Raw genomic sequence first — 13,545 nt, forward strand, 5'->3', positions numbered from 1 at the left:
AACCGGTCTTGGCCGGGTCCCGATATGCACAAGGGGGCTCCAAGAGGCTCACAGCGGCACTCAGCGCTTCCGGGCGTCAACACTTCGCTACTCCCGGGTCAGGTAGGGAATCGCAAGGGCGTGCGGGTGCGCGAAGGACCCCCGTCACGCATCCCGAAAGGGCCGTCGGGGCCTCGTTGTGTGACGTCTGTCACCCATAGGTGTCGCCGGGTCCCGTACTGCCCGGAACCCGCAGCGGACCGTACCGGCGGCCACCGCCGCCCGGCCCGAACACCTTGATCGTCCGGACCGCGCCGTGCCCCAGGTCCTCGTTGAGCCGGGCCACCAGCGTCGGGGCCAGCAGCCGCAGATTCGTCGCCCACGCCGTCGAGTCGCAGCGCACGGACAGCACCCGCTCGTCCTCGTCGTAGCGATCCGGCACACAGTGCTTGGCCACGTCCGCACCGACGATCTGCGGCCAGCGCCCCATCACACCGCCCACCGCGGCCGGCGCCTCCCAGCCGCGCTCGGTGATCAGCCGGTTGATCGCCGCTCCGAGAGCCATCGGATCACGGCCGTCCGCCCGCGCCCCGGAACGCAGACCACCCCGCCTCGCCTGCCTCCGCTGCTGCGTCGCGTCCCCACGCGCGCGTGCGGCCTCCTTCGCCGCACGCAATGCCACGCGCGCGAGGTCCACGCCCGACGGCTCGGGCGCCTTCCCCCGGCCCGTGTCATGCTCGCCGCTCATACGCGCTCCACCGTCCCGTCCGACACGGCGAACCGCGTACCCGTCAGCACGTGCGGTACGTCGTCGTCGACCGCGGCGGTCACCAGCACCTGCTCACCGGGCGCCACCAGCTCCGCCAGCCGCTCACGGCGGCGGCTGTCCAGCTCCGCGAAGACGTCGTCGAGGATCAGCACGGGCTCATTGCCCTCCGCGCGCAGCAGGTCGTACGACGCCAGGCGCAGCGCCAGCGCGAACGACCAGGACTCCCCGTGCGAGGCGTACCCCTTCGCCGGCAGCTGTCCGAGCCTGAGCACCACGTCGTCCCGGTGCGGCCCCACGAGCGTCACGCCCCGCTCGATCTCCTGCTTGCGGACCTCCGCGAGCGCGGCCATCAGCTGCGTGTAGAGATCCTCACGCGTGTGCGCCTCGCCCGGCGCCGACGGCTTGTACTCCAGCACCACAGGACCGCCGCCGGGCGCCAGCTGCTCGTACGCCTTGTCCGCCAGCGGCTCCAGCGCGGCGACCAGGTCGAGACGCTGGGCGAGCAGCTCGGCGCCGGCCCGCGCCAGGTGCTGGTCCCACACGTCCAGCGTGGACAGGTCCATGGAACGGCCGCCGTGGCGACGCGCCAGCGCGGCCGACTTGAGCAGTGTGTTGCGCTGCTTGAGCACCCGTTCGTAGTCCGAGCGCACCCCCGCCATGCGCGGGGAACGCGCCGTCACCAGCTCGTCGAGGAACCGCCGCCGCTCCCCGGGATCGCCCTTGACCAGTGCCAGGTCCTCGGGCGCGAACAGCACGGTCCGCACGATGCCCAGCACGTCCCGCGGCCTGACCTGCGAGGAGCGGTTGATACGGGCGCGGTTGGCCCGGCCGGGGTTCAGCTCCAGCTCCACCAGCTGCTGCCGCTCGCCCTGTCGCACCTGCGCCCGGACCACGGCACGCTCGGCGCCCACGCGGACCAGCGGAGCGTCGGAGGTGACCCGGTGACTGCCGAGGGTGGCCAGGTAGCCGATCGCCTCGACGAGGTTCGTCTTCCCCTCGCCGTTGGGGCCGACGAACGCCGTGACACCCCGGTCGAGCGGCACCTCGGCCCGGACGTACGAGCGGAAGTCGGCCAGCGACAGGTGCGTGACGTGCATGGTCGTTCGCCGACCTCCCCCGGCGTTGCGGACCGCCGAGACGGTCCGGTGAACTACTTCTTCTCCACGGCGTGACCGCCGAACTGGTTGCGCAGCGCGGCGATCATCTTCATCTGCGGCGAGTCGTCCTGACGCGAGGAGAACCGCGCGAACAGCGAGGCCGTTATCGCGGGCAGCGGCACGGCGTTGTCGATGGCCGCCTCCACGGTCCACCGGCCCTCGCCGGAGTCCTGCGCGTAGCCCCTCAGCTGCTCCAGGTGCTCGTCCTCGCCGAGGGCGTTCACCGCCAGGTCGAGCAGCCAGGAGCGGATGACGGTGCCCTCCTGCCAGGAACGGAAGACCTCGCGGACGTTCTCCACTGAGTCGACCTTCTCCAGCAGCTCCCAGCCCTCGGCGTAGGCCTGCATCATCGCGTACTCGATGCCGTTGTGGACCATCTTGGCGAAGTGGCCCGCCCCGACCTTGCCGGCGTGCACCGCGCCGAGGTCGCCCTCCGGCTTGAGCGCGTCGAAGACCGGCTGCACCTTGGCGACGTTGTCCGCGTCGCCGCCGTACATCAGCGCGTAGCCGTTCTCCAGGCCCCACACGCCGCCGGAGACGCCGCAGTCGACGAATCCGATGCCCTTGGCGGCCAGCTCCTCGGCGTGCCTCTCGTCGTCCGTCCAGCGGGAGTTCCCGCCGTCCACGACCACGTCGCCGGGCTCCAGCAGCTCGGCGAGGGCGTCGATCGTGCCCTGGGTGGGCTCGCCGGCCGGGACCATCACCCAGACCACGCGCGGGCCCTGCAACTTGCCCACAAGTTCTTCCAGGCTGTGGACATCGGCGAGGTCCGGGTTGCGGTCGTATCCGATGACGGTGTGGCCGGCGCGGCGGATCCGCTCGCGCATATTGCCGCCCATCTTGCCGAGGCCGACGAGACCGAGCTCCATCAGTTGCGTTCCTTAGGTTTCACGACGTGGCGTTGCGGCACTTTCGTACCCGCGTCCGAGCCTAGACCCGGACGCTCGCGCACATCCGTGGGCATACCCGCTCATTCGTATGCCCCGACCTGAGGCCGCCACCTGCGGAAACGCGCCCGGCAGGCAGCCGGCTCAGCCGCTCAGGCGCACCGGCATGATCAGGTACTTGTAGGCCTCGTCCGCCTCGGCGTCCAGCGCGGGCTTGCCGCTGAGCAGCGCCGGCTTGGTGGACGTCGTGAAGGACAGCTGCGCCACCGGGGAGTCGATCGCGCTGAGGCCGTCCAGCAGGAACGTCGGGTTGAAGGCGATCGAGATGTCGTCGCCCTCCAGCTGCGCGTCGACCCTCTCCACAGCCTGTGCGTCGTCGCTGGAGCCGGCCTCCAGGATCAGCACGCCCTGCTCGAAGCTCAGGCGCACCGGGGTGTTGCGCTCGGCGACCAGGGCCACGCGCTTGACGGCCTCCACGAAGGGGGCGGTCTCGATGACGGCCACGGAGTTGAACTCGGTCGGGAACAGAGTGCGGTACTTCGGGAGGTCGCCCTCCAGCAGCCGCGTGGTCGTACGCCGTCCGGCACCCTCGAAGCCGATCAGGCCCTCACCGGCGCCCGAGCCGGACAGCGCCAGGATCACACTGTCGCCGCTGGTGAGCGCCTTGGCGGTGTCCAGCAGGGTCTTGGCGGGCACCAGGGCGACCGCGGAGGCGTCCGGGTTCTCCGGCTTCCACAGGAACTCGCGGACCGCGAAGCGGTAGCGGTCGGTGGACGCCAGCGTGACGGTGTCGCCCTCGATCTCGATGCGGACACCGGTCAGCACGGGCAGCGTGTCGTCGCGGCCGGCCGCGATCGCCACCTGCTGCACGGCGGAGGCGAAGACCTCGCCGGGGACCGTGCCCGTCGCGTTCGGCATCTGCGGGAGCGCCGGGTACTCCTCCACAGGCAGGGTGTGGAGGGTGAAGCGCGAGGAGCCGCAGACCACCGTCGCCCGTACACCGTCTGTGGAAATCTCCACCGGCCGGTTGGGCAGGGCGCGCGAGATGTCGGCGAGCAGGCGGCCGGAGACGAGGACCGTGCCCTCCTCCTCGACCTCGGCCTCCACGGACACCCGCGCCGAGACCTCGTAGTCGAAGCTGGACAGGCTCAGCTGGCCGTCCTCCGCCTTGAGCAGCAGGCCGGCGAGAACAGGCGCCGGCGGACGGGCCGGGAGGCTGCGTGCCGCCCACGCCACTGCCTCCGCGAGTACGTCGCGTTCCACCCGGATCTTCACCGTAAGCCGCCTCCTGCTGTTGCTACTGAGTCCTCCGACTCGGTGTCACCGCCCACTGGGACGGGAAGGACACCGGGGACCAGTCTGACGCACGGCACTGACAGTAGGTGCCCGTCGGGGTCAAGTCGCTGCGAGGCGCGGTCGGGCTCGAGAGCTCGAGTTGTGCACAGGACCCGCTTCGAAACGGATTCCGCTCTCTCTCTGGTTGGGAGTAGTAGTAGGGCCTGTGGATACCGTGGATAACCACGTTTGCCCAGCTCAGCGCGGAAATTTTGTCCACGGGCCCTGTGGGTGGGACCGGTGGACAACTCACCGTCTCTGTGGAGAACGGGAAGTTCTGCACACCCCGCCCACAGGCTGAGGGCAGTTCTCCCCAGCTGCGTCCCCAGCTTTACCCGGGTTTCCCACATGCCAACCGCACGGCTCGGTGTGACGGCTTTCACTCGACGCGGTGACCGGGGGCGTCGCGTTGCCGAACAGTGGACAGGGGTGTGGAGAAGCGGCCGATCCTTGGGGACAACAGCCCCCGGCCTGTGGGTTGCCGGTGGACAACTCCGGTCGCCGCCTGTGGACATCCGCTTCATCCACAGTCTGTGGAGATCGTTCGTCCACCATTCCACAGGCCTCTGAGCTGGGCGGATGATGGGGCGGCCGCACAGCCTGTGGAAGCAGTCTGGACAACTTCCCGGTCCCCAGGATGTGGACGGAAAAAAGTCGGCGAATCTGTGGAGGACGGCCGTAACCCGCCGCGGATTCGAACAGCGGTGGACGGCCAACGGCTCGGAGCAGAACGCCGCAACGGCTCGGGCAGGACGCCACGGCGCCTCAGGGCAGGGCGCCACAACGACTCAGGGCGCCTCCGGGAGTGGATCCCGGAGGCGCCCTGAGCGCCGCTGTGGGTGTTCTCAGCCGTTCTTGATGCGGTTGGTCAGCTCCGTGACCTGGTTGTAGATGGAGCGCCGCTCGGCCATCAGCGCGCGGATCTTGCGGTCCGCGTGCATCACGGTGGTGTGGTCGCGGCCGCCGAACTGCGCGCCGATCTTCGGCAGGGACAGGTCGGTCAGCTCGCGGCACAGGTACATGGCGATCTGGCGGGCCGTGACCAGCTGGCGGCCGCGCGAGGTGCCGCACAGGTCCTCGACCGTGAGACCGAAGTAGTCCGCGGTCGACCCCATGATGGCCGTCGCGGTGATCTCGGGGGTCGAGTCCTCGCCGCCGGGGATGAGGTCCTTCAGGACGATCTCCGTCAGGCCCAGGTCCACCGGCTGCCGGTTGAGCGAGGCGAACGCCGTCACCCGGATCAGCGCGCCCTCCAGCTCGCGGATGTTGCGCGAGATCCGGGAGGCGATGAACTCCAGCACCTCGGGCGGGGCGTTCAGCTGCTCCTGCACCGCCTTCTTGCGCAGGATCGCGATGCGGGTCTCCAGCTCGGGCGGCTGGACGTCGGTGATCAGGCCCCACTCGAACCGGTTGCGCAGCCGGTCCTCCAGCGTCACGAGCTGCTTGGGCGGCCGGTCGCTGGAGAGCACGATCTGCTTGTTGGCGTTGTGGAGGGTGTTGAACGTGTGGAAGAACTCCTCCTGCGTCGACTCCTTGTCCGCGAGGAACTGGATGTCGTCGACGAGCAGGATGTCCATCTCGCGGTACCGCTTGCGGAAGCTGTCGCCCTTGCCGTCGCGGATGGAGTTGATGAACTCGTTGGTGAACTCCTCGGAGCTCACGTAGCGCACGCGCGTGCCCGGGTACAGGCTGCGCGCGTAGTGGCCGATCGCGTGCAGCAGGTGCGTCTTGCCGAGCCCGGACTCCCCGTAGATGAACAGGGGGTTGTACGCCTTGGCGGGTGCCTCGGCGACGGCGACCGCGGCCGCGTGCGCGAAGCGGTTGGACGCGCCGATGACGAACGTGTCGAAGAGGTACTTGGGGTTCAGACGCGCGGTCGGCTCGCCGGGGCCGGCCGCAGGCGCGGGCTGCGCGGCCAGCGGGCCGGGGGCGCCGGTGGCGGGCAGGTTCGGGCCGACCGGGCCGCCGCGGTGCACATGACCGGGGCCGGCCGGCTCCGGCGGCTCGCGGCGGCCGGTGTCGCGCTGGTCGTAGTCGCGCTGGTCGTAGTCACGGGCGTCGTACTCGCCGCGGGACGGGTCGTAGTCGGAGCGCGGCTGGTCGTACGGAGGGCGCTCCATCGACGGGGAGCGGTAGTCCTGCGTGTAGGAGTCCTTGGCGGGCCCGTACGCGTCCTGGTGGCCGTACCCGGTCTCCTGCGGGCCGTAGGCGTCCTGGGACGGCGAGGCGTAGGGGTCACGCTCCGGGAAGCCGAGCCGTTGCTGCTGCCACCCGTAGTCGTCCTGGTGGTGGCGCGGCCAGGCGCCGGGCTCGGGACGCTGGTACTCGGCGTACTCCGAGGGATAGGCGGGGCGGGCGGTCGGGAGGTGGTCGCCGCCGTCCAACGGCTGGGGGCCCGTGCGATGGGGGGGCAGCTGGTCGCTCTGGGCGCCCGGGTACTGGTCGGGGCGGACGGGACGGTGGGCGTCCGGCCGGCGCCTGCCGTAGCCCTCGTAGCCGCCGCCCTGGCCCGTGGGCAGCTCCTGGTCCTCGTAGCGCGGCGCCGGGGCGGGCGCGGGGGCCTGGGACTCGCCGACGGAGCTGTCGACGGTGATCGCGATACGGATCGGGCGGCCGCACTCGCGGCTCAGCGACTCGCTGACGGCCGGGGCGAGGCGCCCTTCTAGTACGCCCTTGGCGAATTCGTTCGGCACGGCGAGCAGCGCGGTGTCCGCGACCAGCGCGAGCGGCTGGCAACGGCGGATCCAGTGTTCGTCCTTCGTCTCGACGCCCTGTCCGCGTCCTTCGCCGAGAAGCTGCTCGAGAACTCGTGGCCACACTGCGGCAAGATCGGCAGGTACGTCAGCCACAGGGCACGCTCTCTCACAGGTCCCACGAACGTGTGGTGCGGGACGGGTCGGTATCTAAAACGGGTGGGGCGGGGGACATGGGAACGAATCGGAGTCCAGTCACGGTAGTCAGCGCGACGGCTGCGGTTCAAGTCGTTGTCCCCAGGCTGTGGACAGTGTCCCTCGCGGGCGGCGGGTTTGACCGGATGGCGCAGCCGCGCGTACCGTACCCAGGTCGAGTTGTCGATGGCTGCTGCCGCCTGCCTCCGAAGGGCACAGATCACGTCAAGGGTGATCGGACAGCGGTGCACTTGGGCGTTACTGCGAGCTACTCGTGGGCGCACGGTGACAGCCAGGACGGCACCCCGCCACTACTGATTCTTTCTGGAGCCCCCGAGTGAGCAAGCGCACCTTCCAGCCGAACAACCGTCGTCGCGCCAAGACCCACGGCTTCCGGCTGCGTATGCGCACCCGTGCCGGCCGCGCGATTCTCGCGTCTCGCCGTAGCAAGGGTCGCGCCCGTCTGTCCGCCTGATTCCGGTCAGGTCATGACATCGTGCTGCCCACCGAGAACCGGCTGAGGCGGCGCGAGGACTTCGCGACCGCGGTACGACGAGGGCGTCGAGCCGGACGCCCGCTTCTCGTCGTCCATCTACGCAGCGGTGCCACGGACCCGCACGCGCCAGGGGAGAGCGCTCCCCCGTCGCGTGCGGGTTTCGTCGTGAGCAAGGCGGTGGGCGGCGCGGTCGTCCGCAACGCGGTGAAGCGCAGGCTTCGCCATCTGATGCGCGACCGAGTCGCCTTGCTGCCCCCCGGTAGCCTGGTAGTCGTACGAGCGCTGCCCGGTGCGGGCGACGCCGACCACGCACAGCTGGCCCGAGACCTGGATGCCGCCTTGCGACGGCTGCTGGGAGGGGGCACGCGATGAAGTACCCGCTGCTGGCTTTGATCAAGCTGTACCAGTGGACCATCAGCCCGTTGCTCGGGCCGGTGTGCAAGTACTACCCGTCGTGTTCCCACTACGGCTACACGGCCATCGACCGGCACGGTGCGATCAAGGGAACGGCGCTCACAGCGTGGCGCATCCTACGGTGCAATCCGTGGTCGCTCGGCGGTGTGGACCATGTTCCGCCGCGCAAGCGTCCGCGGTGGCACGAAATGCTGCGTGACGCCTGGCGTGCGCGCAGGGGCGGGTCCTCCGCCGCCGAAACGGCCACCGACGGGAAGATGCCGGCGGTCCCGGCCGCAGAGACCTCGTCCCATGCCCAAGGAGCATGATTAGTGGACACGATTGCCAGCCTCTTCAGCTTCATCACGACACCCGTTTCCTGGGTCATCGTCCAGTTCCACACGGTGTACGGCACGATCTTCGGCCCTGACACCGGGTGGGCCTGGGGCCTGTCCATCGTGTCCCTGGTGATCCTGATCCGCATCTGCCTGATCCCGCTCTTCGTGAAGCAGATCAAGGCGACCCGGGCCATGCAGACGCTCCAGCCCGAGATGAAGAAGATCCAGGAGCGCTACAAGAACGACAAGCAGCGCCAGTCCGAAGAGATGATGAAGCTGTACAAGGAGTCGGGTACCAACCCGCTCTCCTCGTGCCTTCCCATCCTGGCGCAGTCGCCGTTCTTCTTCGCCCTGTACCACGTGCTCAACGGCATCGCGACGGGCAAGACGATCGGCGTCATCGACGATCAGCTGCTCGCCAGTGCCCGTAAGGCGCACATCGTGGGGGCGCCGCTCGCCGCGAAGTTCATGGACAGCAGCGACAAGGTCGCCGCGCTCGGCGCCTCGCTGACCGACGTCCGCGTAGTGACCGCGGTCATGATCATCCTGATGTCGGCGTCGCAGTTCTACACGCAGCGCCAGCTGATGACGAAGAACGTCGACACGACGGTGAAGACGCCGTTCATGCAGCAGCAGAAGATGCTGATGTACGTCTTCCCGGTCATGTTCGCCATCTTCGGCATCAACTTCCCGGTCGGTGTCCTCGTCTACTGGCTGACCACCAACGTGTGGACCATGGGCCAGCAGATGTACGTCATCCACAACAACCCGACCCCGGGTTCCAAGGCCCAGGCCGCCTACCTGGAGCGGCTCTTCAAGCACGTCTCGCACCACGGCAAGACCCGCAACCGGCGGGAGAAGGCCATCGTCAAGGCGATCGTCGTCAAGGGCCGTGACCGCAACGAGTTCGAGCGCAAGTTCATCAACGGTCTGAACAAGGCGGGTCTCGCGGCCCAGACCGACGGTTCCGTGATGAAGAGCGACAGCGCCGCCGTCGCGCAGGCCGAGGACGGTACGACCGCCACCGCGACCGCCGCCGCTCCCCGGCGTCAGCAGCCCAAGCGGCAGACCAAGGCGCAGCGTCAGTCGGGCGGCACGAAGCCGGCCGAGGAGGAGACGGAGTCCCTGTCGCTGACCAAGTCCGACGAGCCGGAGGACGCTCCGGCCGCCGTCGGCAAGAAGGCCGCCTCCAAGCCCGGCAACGGCACCCGCAGCAAGGCCCAGTCAGGACAGCGCAAGGGTCCGCAGCGGCCCAAGTCCCCGTCCAAGAAGTAAGAAGGAGCCCATCCCGTGACGGAAGGCACCACCTCCGCCGCTGCCGAGGGCGCGGACGCCCTGACCCGCCTGGAGCAGGAGGGCGAGATCGCGGCGGACTACCTCGAGGGTCTACTGGACATCGCCGACCTCGACGGTGACATCGACATGGATGTCGAGGCCGACCGCGCCTCTGTCTCGATCATCAGTGACAGCAGCGGTCGCGACCTGCAGAAGCTGGTCGGCCGGGACGGCGAGGTGCTGGAGGCACTGCAGGAGCTCACGCGCCTGGCCGTGCACCGGGAGACCGGCGACCGCAGCCGTCTGATGCTGGACATCGCGGGTTACCGCGCCAAGAAGCGGACCGAGCTGTCCGAGCTGGGTGCGAAGGCCGCCGCCGAGGCCAAGAGCAGTGGCGAGCCCGTGAAGATGAAGCCGATGACTCCGTTCGAGCGCAAGGTCGTGCACGATGCGGTCAAGGCTGCCGGCCTGCGCAGCGAGTCGGAGGGCGAGGAGCCGCAGCGCTTCGTCGTCGTGCTTCCCGCCTGAGCGGTCCCACGTTCCACCGGCCCCGTCTGTTGCGCAGGCGGGGCCGTACTTTGTCAGCCTGGTAGTTCTGATGGTCGGCGCCGAGAGCGCCGATGCGGTACGGAAGGACGGTCCCCGTGACGGCGGAAGCGGAGCTCCCCCCTGCGCCCGAGCAGGCACGTGACGTATTTGGTGATCGCTTCACGGATGCGGTCCGGTACGCCGAGCTGCTGGCCGAGGCAGGAGTGCAGCGAGGGCTGATCGGCCCGCGTGAGGTACCCCGTCTGTGGGAGCGGCACCTGCTGAACTGTGCGGTGCTCTCGGAAGTGGTTCCCGAGGGCGTGACGGTGTGCGACGTGGGCTCGGGTGCGGGTCTGCCGGGCATTCCCCTGGCCCTGGTCCGGGAGGACCTGAAGATCACGCTGCTGGAGCCGCTGCTGCGGCGCACCAACTTCCTCACCGAGGTCGTGGAGCTGCTGGGTCTCGACCACGTCACCGTTGTCCGGGGGCGTGCCGAGGAAGTGATGGGCCAGCTTCCGCCGGTCCATGTGGTCACCGCTCGCGCGGTGGCGCCGCTGGACCGCCTGGCGACGTGGGGCATCCCACTGCTGCGTCCCTACGGGGAGATGCTGGCCCTCAAGGGGGACACCGCCGAGGAGGAGCTGAAGAGTGCGGCCACCGCCCTGAGCAAGCTCGGCGCGGTGGAGACGTCCATCCTGCATGTGGGTGAGGGCGTCGTGGATCCGTGCTCCACCGTGGTGCGGGTCGAGGTCGGCGAGAGCCCGGGTGGCGTGCGTTTCGCGGCCAAGCGAGCGAAGGCGGCGCGGACGGGGCGGACGCGACGGCGCCGATAGCCGACCGTACTCCACACAAGCTGCCAAACCTCCGCATGCCGGAGTGTCGCGACAGTCCGGCCACGGCCGCTGTGCATCGTGTTTCACGTGAAACGTCGCTCACTGCTGCACGGCATCATCGACCGTGGTCGCGCCGCGGCCAAACCCCGCGACCGCAAGCCTCTCGGTTCACTCGGACAGGGATCAGGGTTGTCCACAGAGGTGGATTTCTCCACAGAACGTCAGGCCTCACTGGTTCACGACCCCGAAGGCATGGGAGGCTCTGTGCACTGCGAGCCTGAAGTCGAGGAGAGTGAATCCTTGCGGTCCGACGCCAACATTGCGGGACCGATGACCGATCCGGTCCCCGGTCCCCGTACCGAATCGATGGGGGAGGAAGTTTCACGTGAAACGCCGCCCCCGATGGACGACACTCCCATCGGTCGTGCTGCCCAACTGGCGGTCGAGGCTCTGGGCCGCGCCGGCGAGGGTCTGCCCCAGCCCGAACAGACCCGCGTCATGGTGGTCGCCAACCAGAAGGGCGGCGTGGGCAAGACGACGACGACCGTCAACCTTGCCGCCTCGTTGGCCCTGCACGGTGCCCGTGTCCTGGTGATCGACCTCGACCCGCAGGGCAATGCCTCCACGGCGCTGGGCATCGACCATCACGCCGAGGTCCCCTCCATCTACGACGTCCTGGTGGAGAGCAGGCCGCTGTCCGAGGTCGTCCAGCCCGTCCCCGATGTCGAGGGTCTCTTCTGCGCCCCTGCCACGATCGATCTCGCCGGTGCGGAGATCGAGCTGGTGTCCCTGGTGGCGCGGGAAAGCCGGCTCGAGCGGGCGATCCAGGCCTACGAGCAGCCGCTGGACTACATCCTCATCGACTGTCCGCCCTCGCTCGGCCTGCTGACGGTCAACGCGCTCGTCGCCGGCCAGGAGGTCCTCATCCCGATTCAGTGCGAGTACTACGCACTGGAGGGCCTGGGCCAGTTGCTCCGCAACGTCGACCTGGTCCGGGGGCACCTCAACCCCGCCCTGCATGTGTCGACCATCCTGCTCACCATGTACGACGGGCGGACGCGCCTGGCGTCCCAGGTCGCGGAAGAGGTGCGTAGCCACTTCGGTGAGGAGGTGCTGCGGACGAGCATTCCTCGCTCGGTCCGTATCTCCGAGGCGCCGAGCTATGGGCAGACGGTGCTGACTTACGATCCAGGGTCAAGCGGTGCCCTCTCCTATCTGGAGGCGGCACGAGAAATCGCGCTGAGGGGCGTCGGTGTGAGCTACGACGCCACACACGCCCACGTCGGCGCACAGGGTGATCCGAACATGGTGGAGGGGATTCAGTGAGTGAGCGACGGAGGGGGTTGGGTCGCGGTCTCGGCGCGCTGATCCCCGCTGCCCCGACCGGGGAGAAGCCGCCGGCTCCGGCGACGGCGGGAGGCGCGGGCTCCGCGTCGTCCACGGCCGTTCCGGTGCTGACCGGTGACCGCGGTGACCGCGGTGACCGGGGGGTGGCGGCGGCGAAGGTGACCACGCTGCCGTCTGTTTCACGTGAAACATCGCAGCCGCAGTCGAGCGGCCCGGCTGAGGTCGCCGCATCGGTGATGGGCGCCCACTTCGCCGAGATCCCCCTCGACGCCATCACGCCCAACCCGCGCCAGCCGCGTGACGTCTTCGATGAGGACGCGCTGGCCGAGCTCGTCACCTCCATCCAGGAGGTCGGGCTCCTCCAGCCCGTCGTCGTACGGCAGCTCGGGCCGGCGCGCTATGAGCTCATCATGGGTGAGCGGCGCTGGCGGGCCTGCCGTGAGGCGGGGCTCGCGGCCATCCCGGCGATCGTGCGGGCAACGGATGACGAGAAGCTTCTCCTGGACGCCCTGCTGGAGAACCTGCACCGGGCCCAGCTGAATCCGCTGGAGGAGGCAGCCGCCTACGACCAGCTGCTGAGGGACTTCAACTGCACGCACGACCAGCTGGCGGACCGGATCGGCCGGTCCCGCCCGCAGGTCTCCAACACCCTGCGTCTGCTGAAGCTCTCGCCGGCCGTGCAGCGCCGGGTCGCCGCCGGAGTTCTTTCGGCGGGACATGCGCGGGCGCTGCTCTCCGTCGAGGACTCGGAGGAGCAGGACCGGCTGGCCCATCGGATTGTCGCCGAGGGGCTGTCGGTGCGAGCGGTCGAGGAGATCGTGACCTTGATGGGGTCACGGCCGGCGGTGGCCCCTCGGTCCAAGGGCCCGCGTGCCGGAGGCCGGGTCTCTCCCGCCCTGTCGGATCTCGCGACGCGTCTGTCCGACCGTTTCGAGACGCGGGTGAAGGTCGACCTGGGCCAGAAGAAGGGCAAGATCACCGTCGAGTTCGCCTCCATGGAGGACCTGCAGCGCATCCTCGGCACGCTGGCTCCGGGCGAGGGACCGGTCATACAGCAGAGTCTTCTGGACGGCGAAGAGCCGGAGGAGGAGAGGGAGGGCTGAGTCCGTCCGATGGACGGTTTCGACTCGACCGCTCGGCACAGGCGGGTTGTGTCCGGTGTGTACCGGAACACGGCCCGCTCTTTGCTTTCAGGCGGTATCGATGCAATCGCATCGTCGATACGATGCGATCAGGTATGACGCATCCACCCGGCGGTACCTCTAGAGGGAGGCAGGGCATGCGAACGGTGAGCCGCACCGGAATGTTCGGCGCGGTCCT

Annotated in this window: 13 protein-coding genes; 8 read left to right on the plus strand and 5 right to left on the minus strand. The window is 69.1% G+C overall.

Features of this window, described 5'->3' with window-relative positions; genetic code table 11:
* Positions 1–190: 190 nt before the first annotated feature.
* The 5 genes from ACIP4X_RS12465 to dnaA all read right to left on the minus strand — a co-directional run bounded on the left by ACIP4X_RS12465 (position 191) and on the right by dnaA (position 6,976).
* A complete protein-coding gene (locus ACIP4X_RS12465; RefSeq protein WP_358733263.1) occupies positions 191–727 on the minus strand; it encodes a DciA family protein in 537 nt (178 codons plus the stop codon).
* The gene (gene recF, locus ACIP4X_RS12470) at positions 724–1,845 is read right to left on the minus strand and encodes a DNA replication/repair protein RecF (RefSeq protein ID WP_391459282.1); all 1,122 of its coding nucleotides are present in this window, start codon (positions 1,843–1,845) and stop codon (positions 724–726) included. The genes ACIP4X_RS12465 and recF overlap by 4 nt, the downstream gene beginning before the upstream one ends.
* A 53-nt stretch (positions 1,846–1,898) precedes the next feature.
* Positions 1,899–2,774 carry a phosphogluconate dehydrogenase (NAD(+)-dependent, decarboxylating) gene (gnd, locus tag ACIP4X_RS12475; RefSeq protein WP_358733267.1) on the minus strand — a complete coding sequence of 292 codons (876 nt, stop codon included), beginning with the start codon at positions 2,772–2,774 and terminating at the stop codon, positions 1,899–1,901.
* 162 nt (positions 2,775–2,936) lie between these two features.
* Positions 2,937–4,067: a DNA polymerase III subunit beta gene (dnaN, locus tag ACIP4X_RS12480; protein ID WP_358733268.1), complete on the minus strand. Its 1,131-nt coding sequence runs from the start codon at positions 4,065–4,067 to the stop codon at positions 2,937–2,939.
* 905 nt (positions 4,068–4,972) lie between these two features.
* Complete coding sequence (gene dnaA, locus ACIP4X_RS12485) at positions 4,973–6,976, minus strand: chromosomal replication initiator protein DnaA (RefSeq protein WP_391459279.1); 2,004 nt, start codon at positions 6,974–6,976, stop codon at positions 4,973–4,975.
* Positions 6,977–7,352: 376 nt separating this feature from the next.
* On the opposite strand from dnaA, the gene rpmH reads away from it, so the two are divergent.
* The 8 genes from rpmH (at position 7,353) to ACIP4X_RS12525 (ending at position 13,328) form a co-directional block, all read left to right on the plus strand.
* Complete coding sequence (gene rpmH, locus ACIP4X_RS12490) at positions 7,353–7,490, plus strand: 50S ribosomal protein L34 (protein ID WP_003956500.1); 138 nt, start codon at positions 7,353–7,355, stop codon at positions 7,488–7,490.
* Positions 7,491–7,511: 21 nt separating this feature from the next.
* Positions 7,512–7,883, plus strand: a complete 372-nt coding sequence (gene rnpA / locus ACIP4X_RS12495) for a ribonuclease P protein component (protein WP_326803255.1) — start codon at positions 7,512–7,514, stop codon at positions 7,881–7,883.
* The gene (gene yidD / locus ACIP4X_RS12500) at positions 7,880–8,233 is read left to right on the plus strand and encodes a membrane protein insertion efficiency factor YidD (protein ID WP_100570530.1); all 354 of its coding nucleotides are present in this window, start codon (positions 7,880–7,882) and stop codon (positions 8,231–8,233) included. The genes rnpA and yidD overlap by 4 nt, the downstream gene beginning before the upstream one ends.
* Before the next feature lie 3 nt (positions 8,234–8,236).
* A complete protein-coding gene (yidC, locus tag ACIP4X_RS12505) occupies positions 8,237–9,517 on the plus strand; it encodes a membrane protein insertase YidC (RefSeq protein WP_391459276.1) in 1,281 nt (426 codons plus the stop codon).
* 15 nt (positions 9,518–9,532) lie between these two features.
* Positions 9,533–10,045: a R3H domain-containing nucleic acid-binding protein gene (locus ACIP4X_RS12510; RefSeq protein ID WP_358733274.1), complete on the plus strand. Its 513-nt coding sequence runs from the start codon at positions 9,533–9,535 to the stop codon at positions 10,043–10,045.
* Positions 10,046–10,161: 116 nt separating this feature from the next.
* Entirely contained in the window at positions 10,162–10,878 is a 717-nt protein-coding gene (gene rsmG, locus ACIP4X_RS12515; protein WP_100570527.1) for a 16S rRNA (guanine(527)-N(7))-methyltransferase RsmG, read from the plus strand.
* 252 nt (positions 10,879–11,130) lie between these two features.
* Positions 11,131–12,204, plus strand: coding sequence for an AAA family ATPase (locus ACIP4X_RS12520; protein ID WP_401348136.1), 1,074 nt, complete (start codon positions 11,131–11,133; stop codon positions 12,202–12,204).
* Positions 12,201–13,328 (plus strand): ParB/RepB/Spo0J family partition protein, encoded by a 1,128-nt coding sequence (locus ACIP4X_RS12525; RefSeq protein WP_401348095.1) that lies wholly within the window; start codon positions 12,201–12,203, stop codon positions 13,326–13,328. Before ACIP4X_RS12520 ends, ACIP4X_RS12525 begins: the two co-directional genes overlap by 4 nt.
* Positions 13,329–13,545 lie beyond the last annotated feature (217 nt).

It is taken from the genome of Streptomyces sp. NPDC088817 (genome assembly GCF_044750345.1).
Taxonomy (GTDB): domain Bacteria; phylum Actinomycetota; class Actinomycetes; order Streptomycetales; family Streptomycetaceae; genus Streptomyces.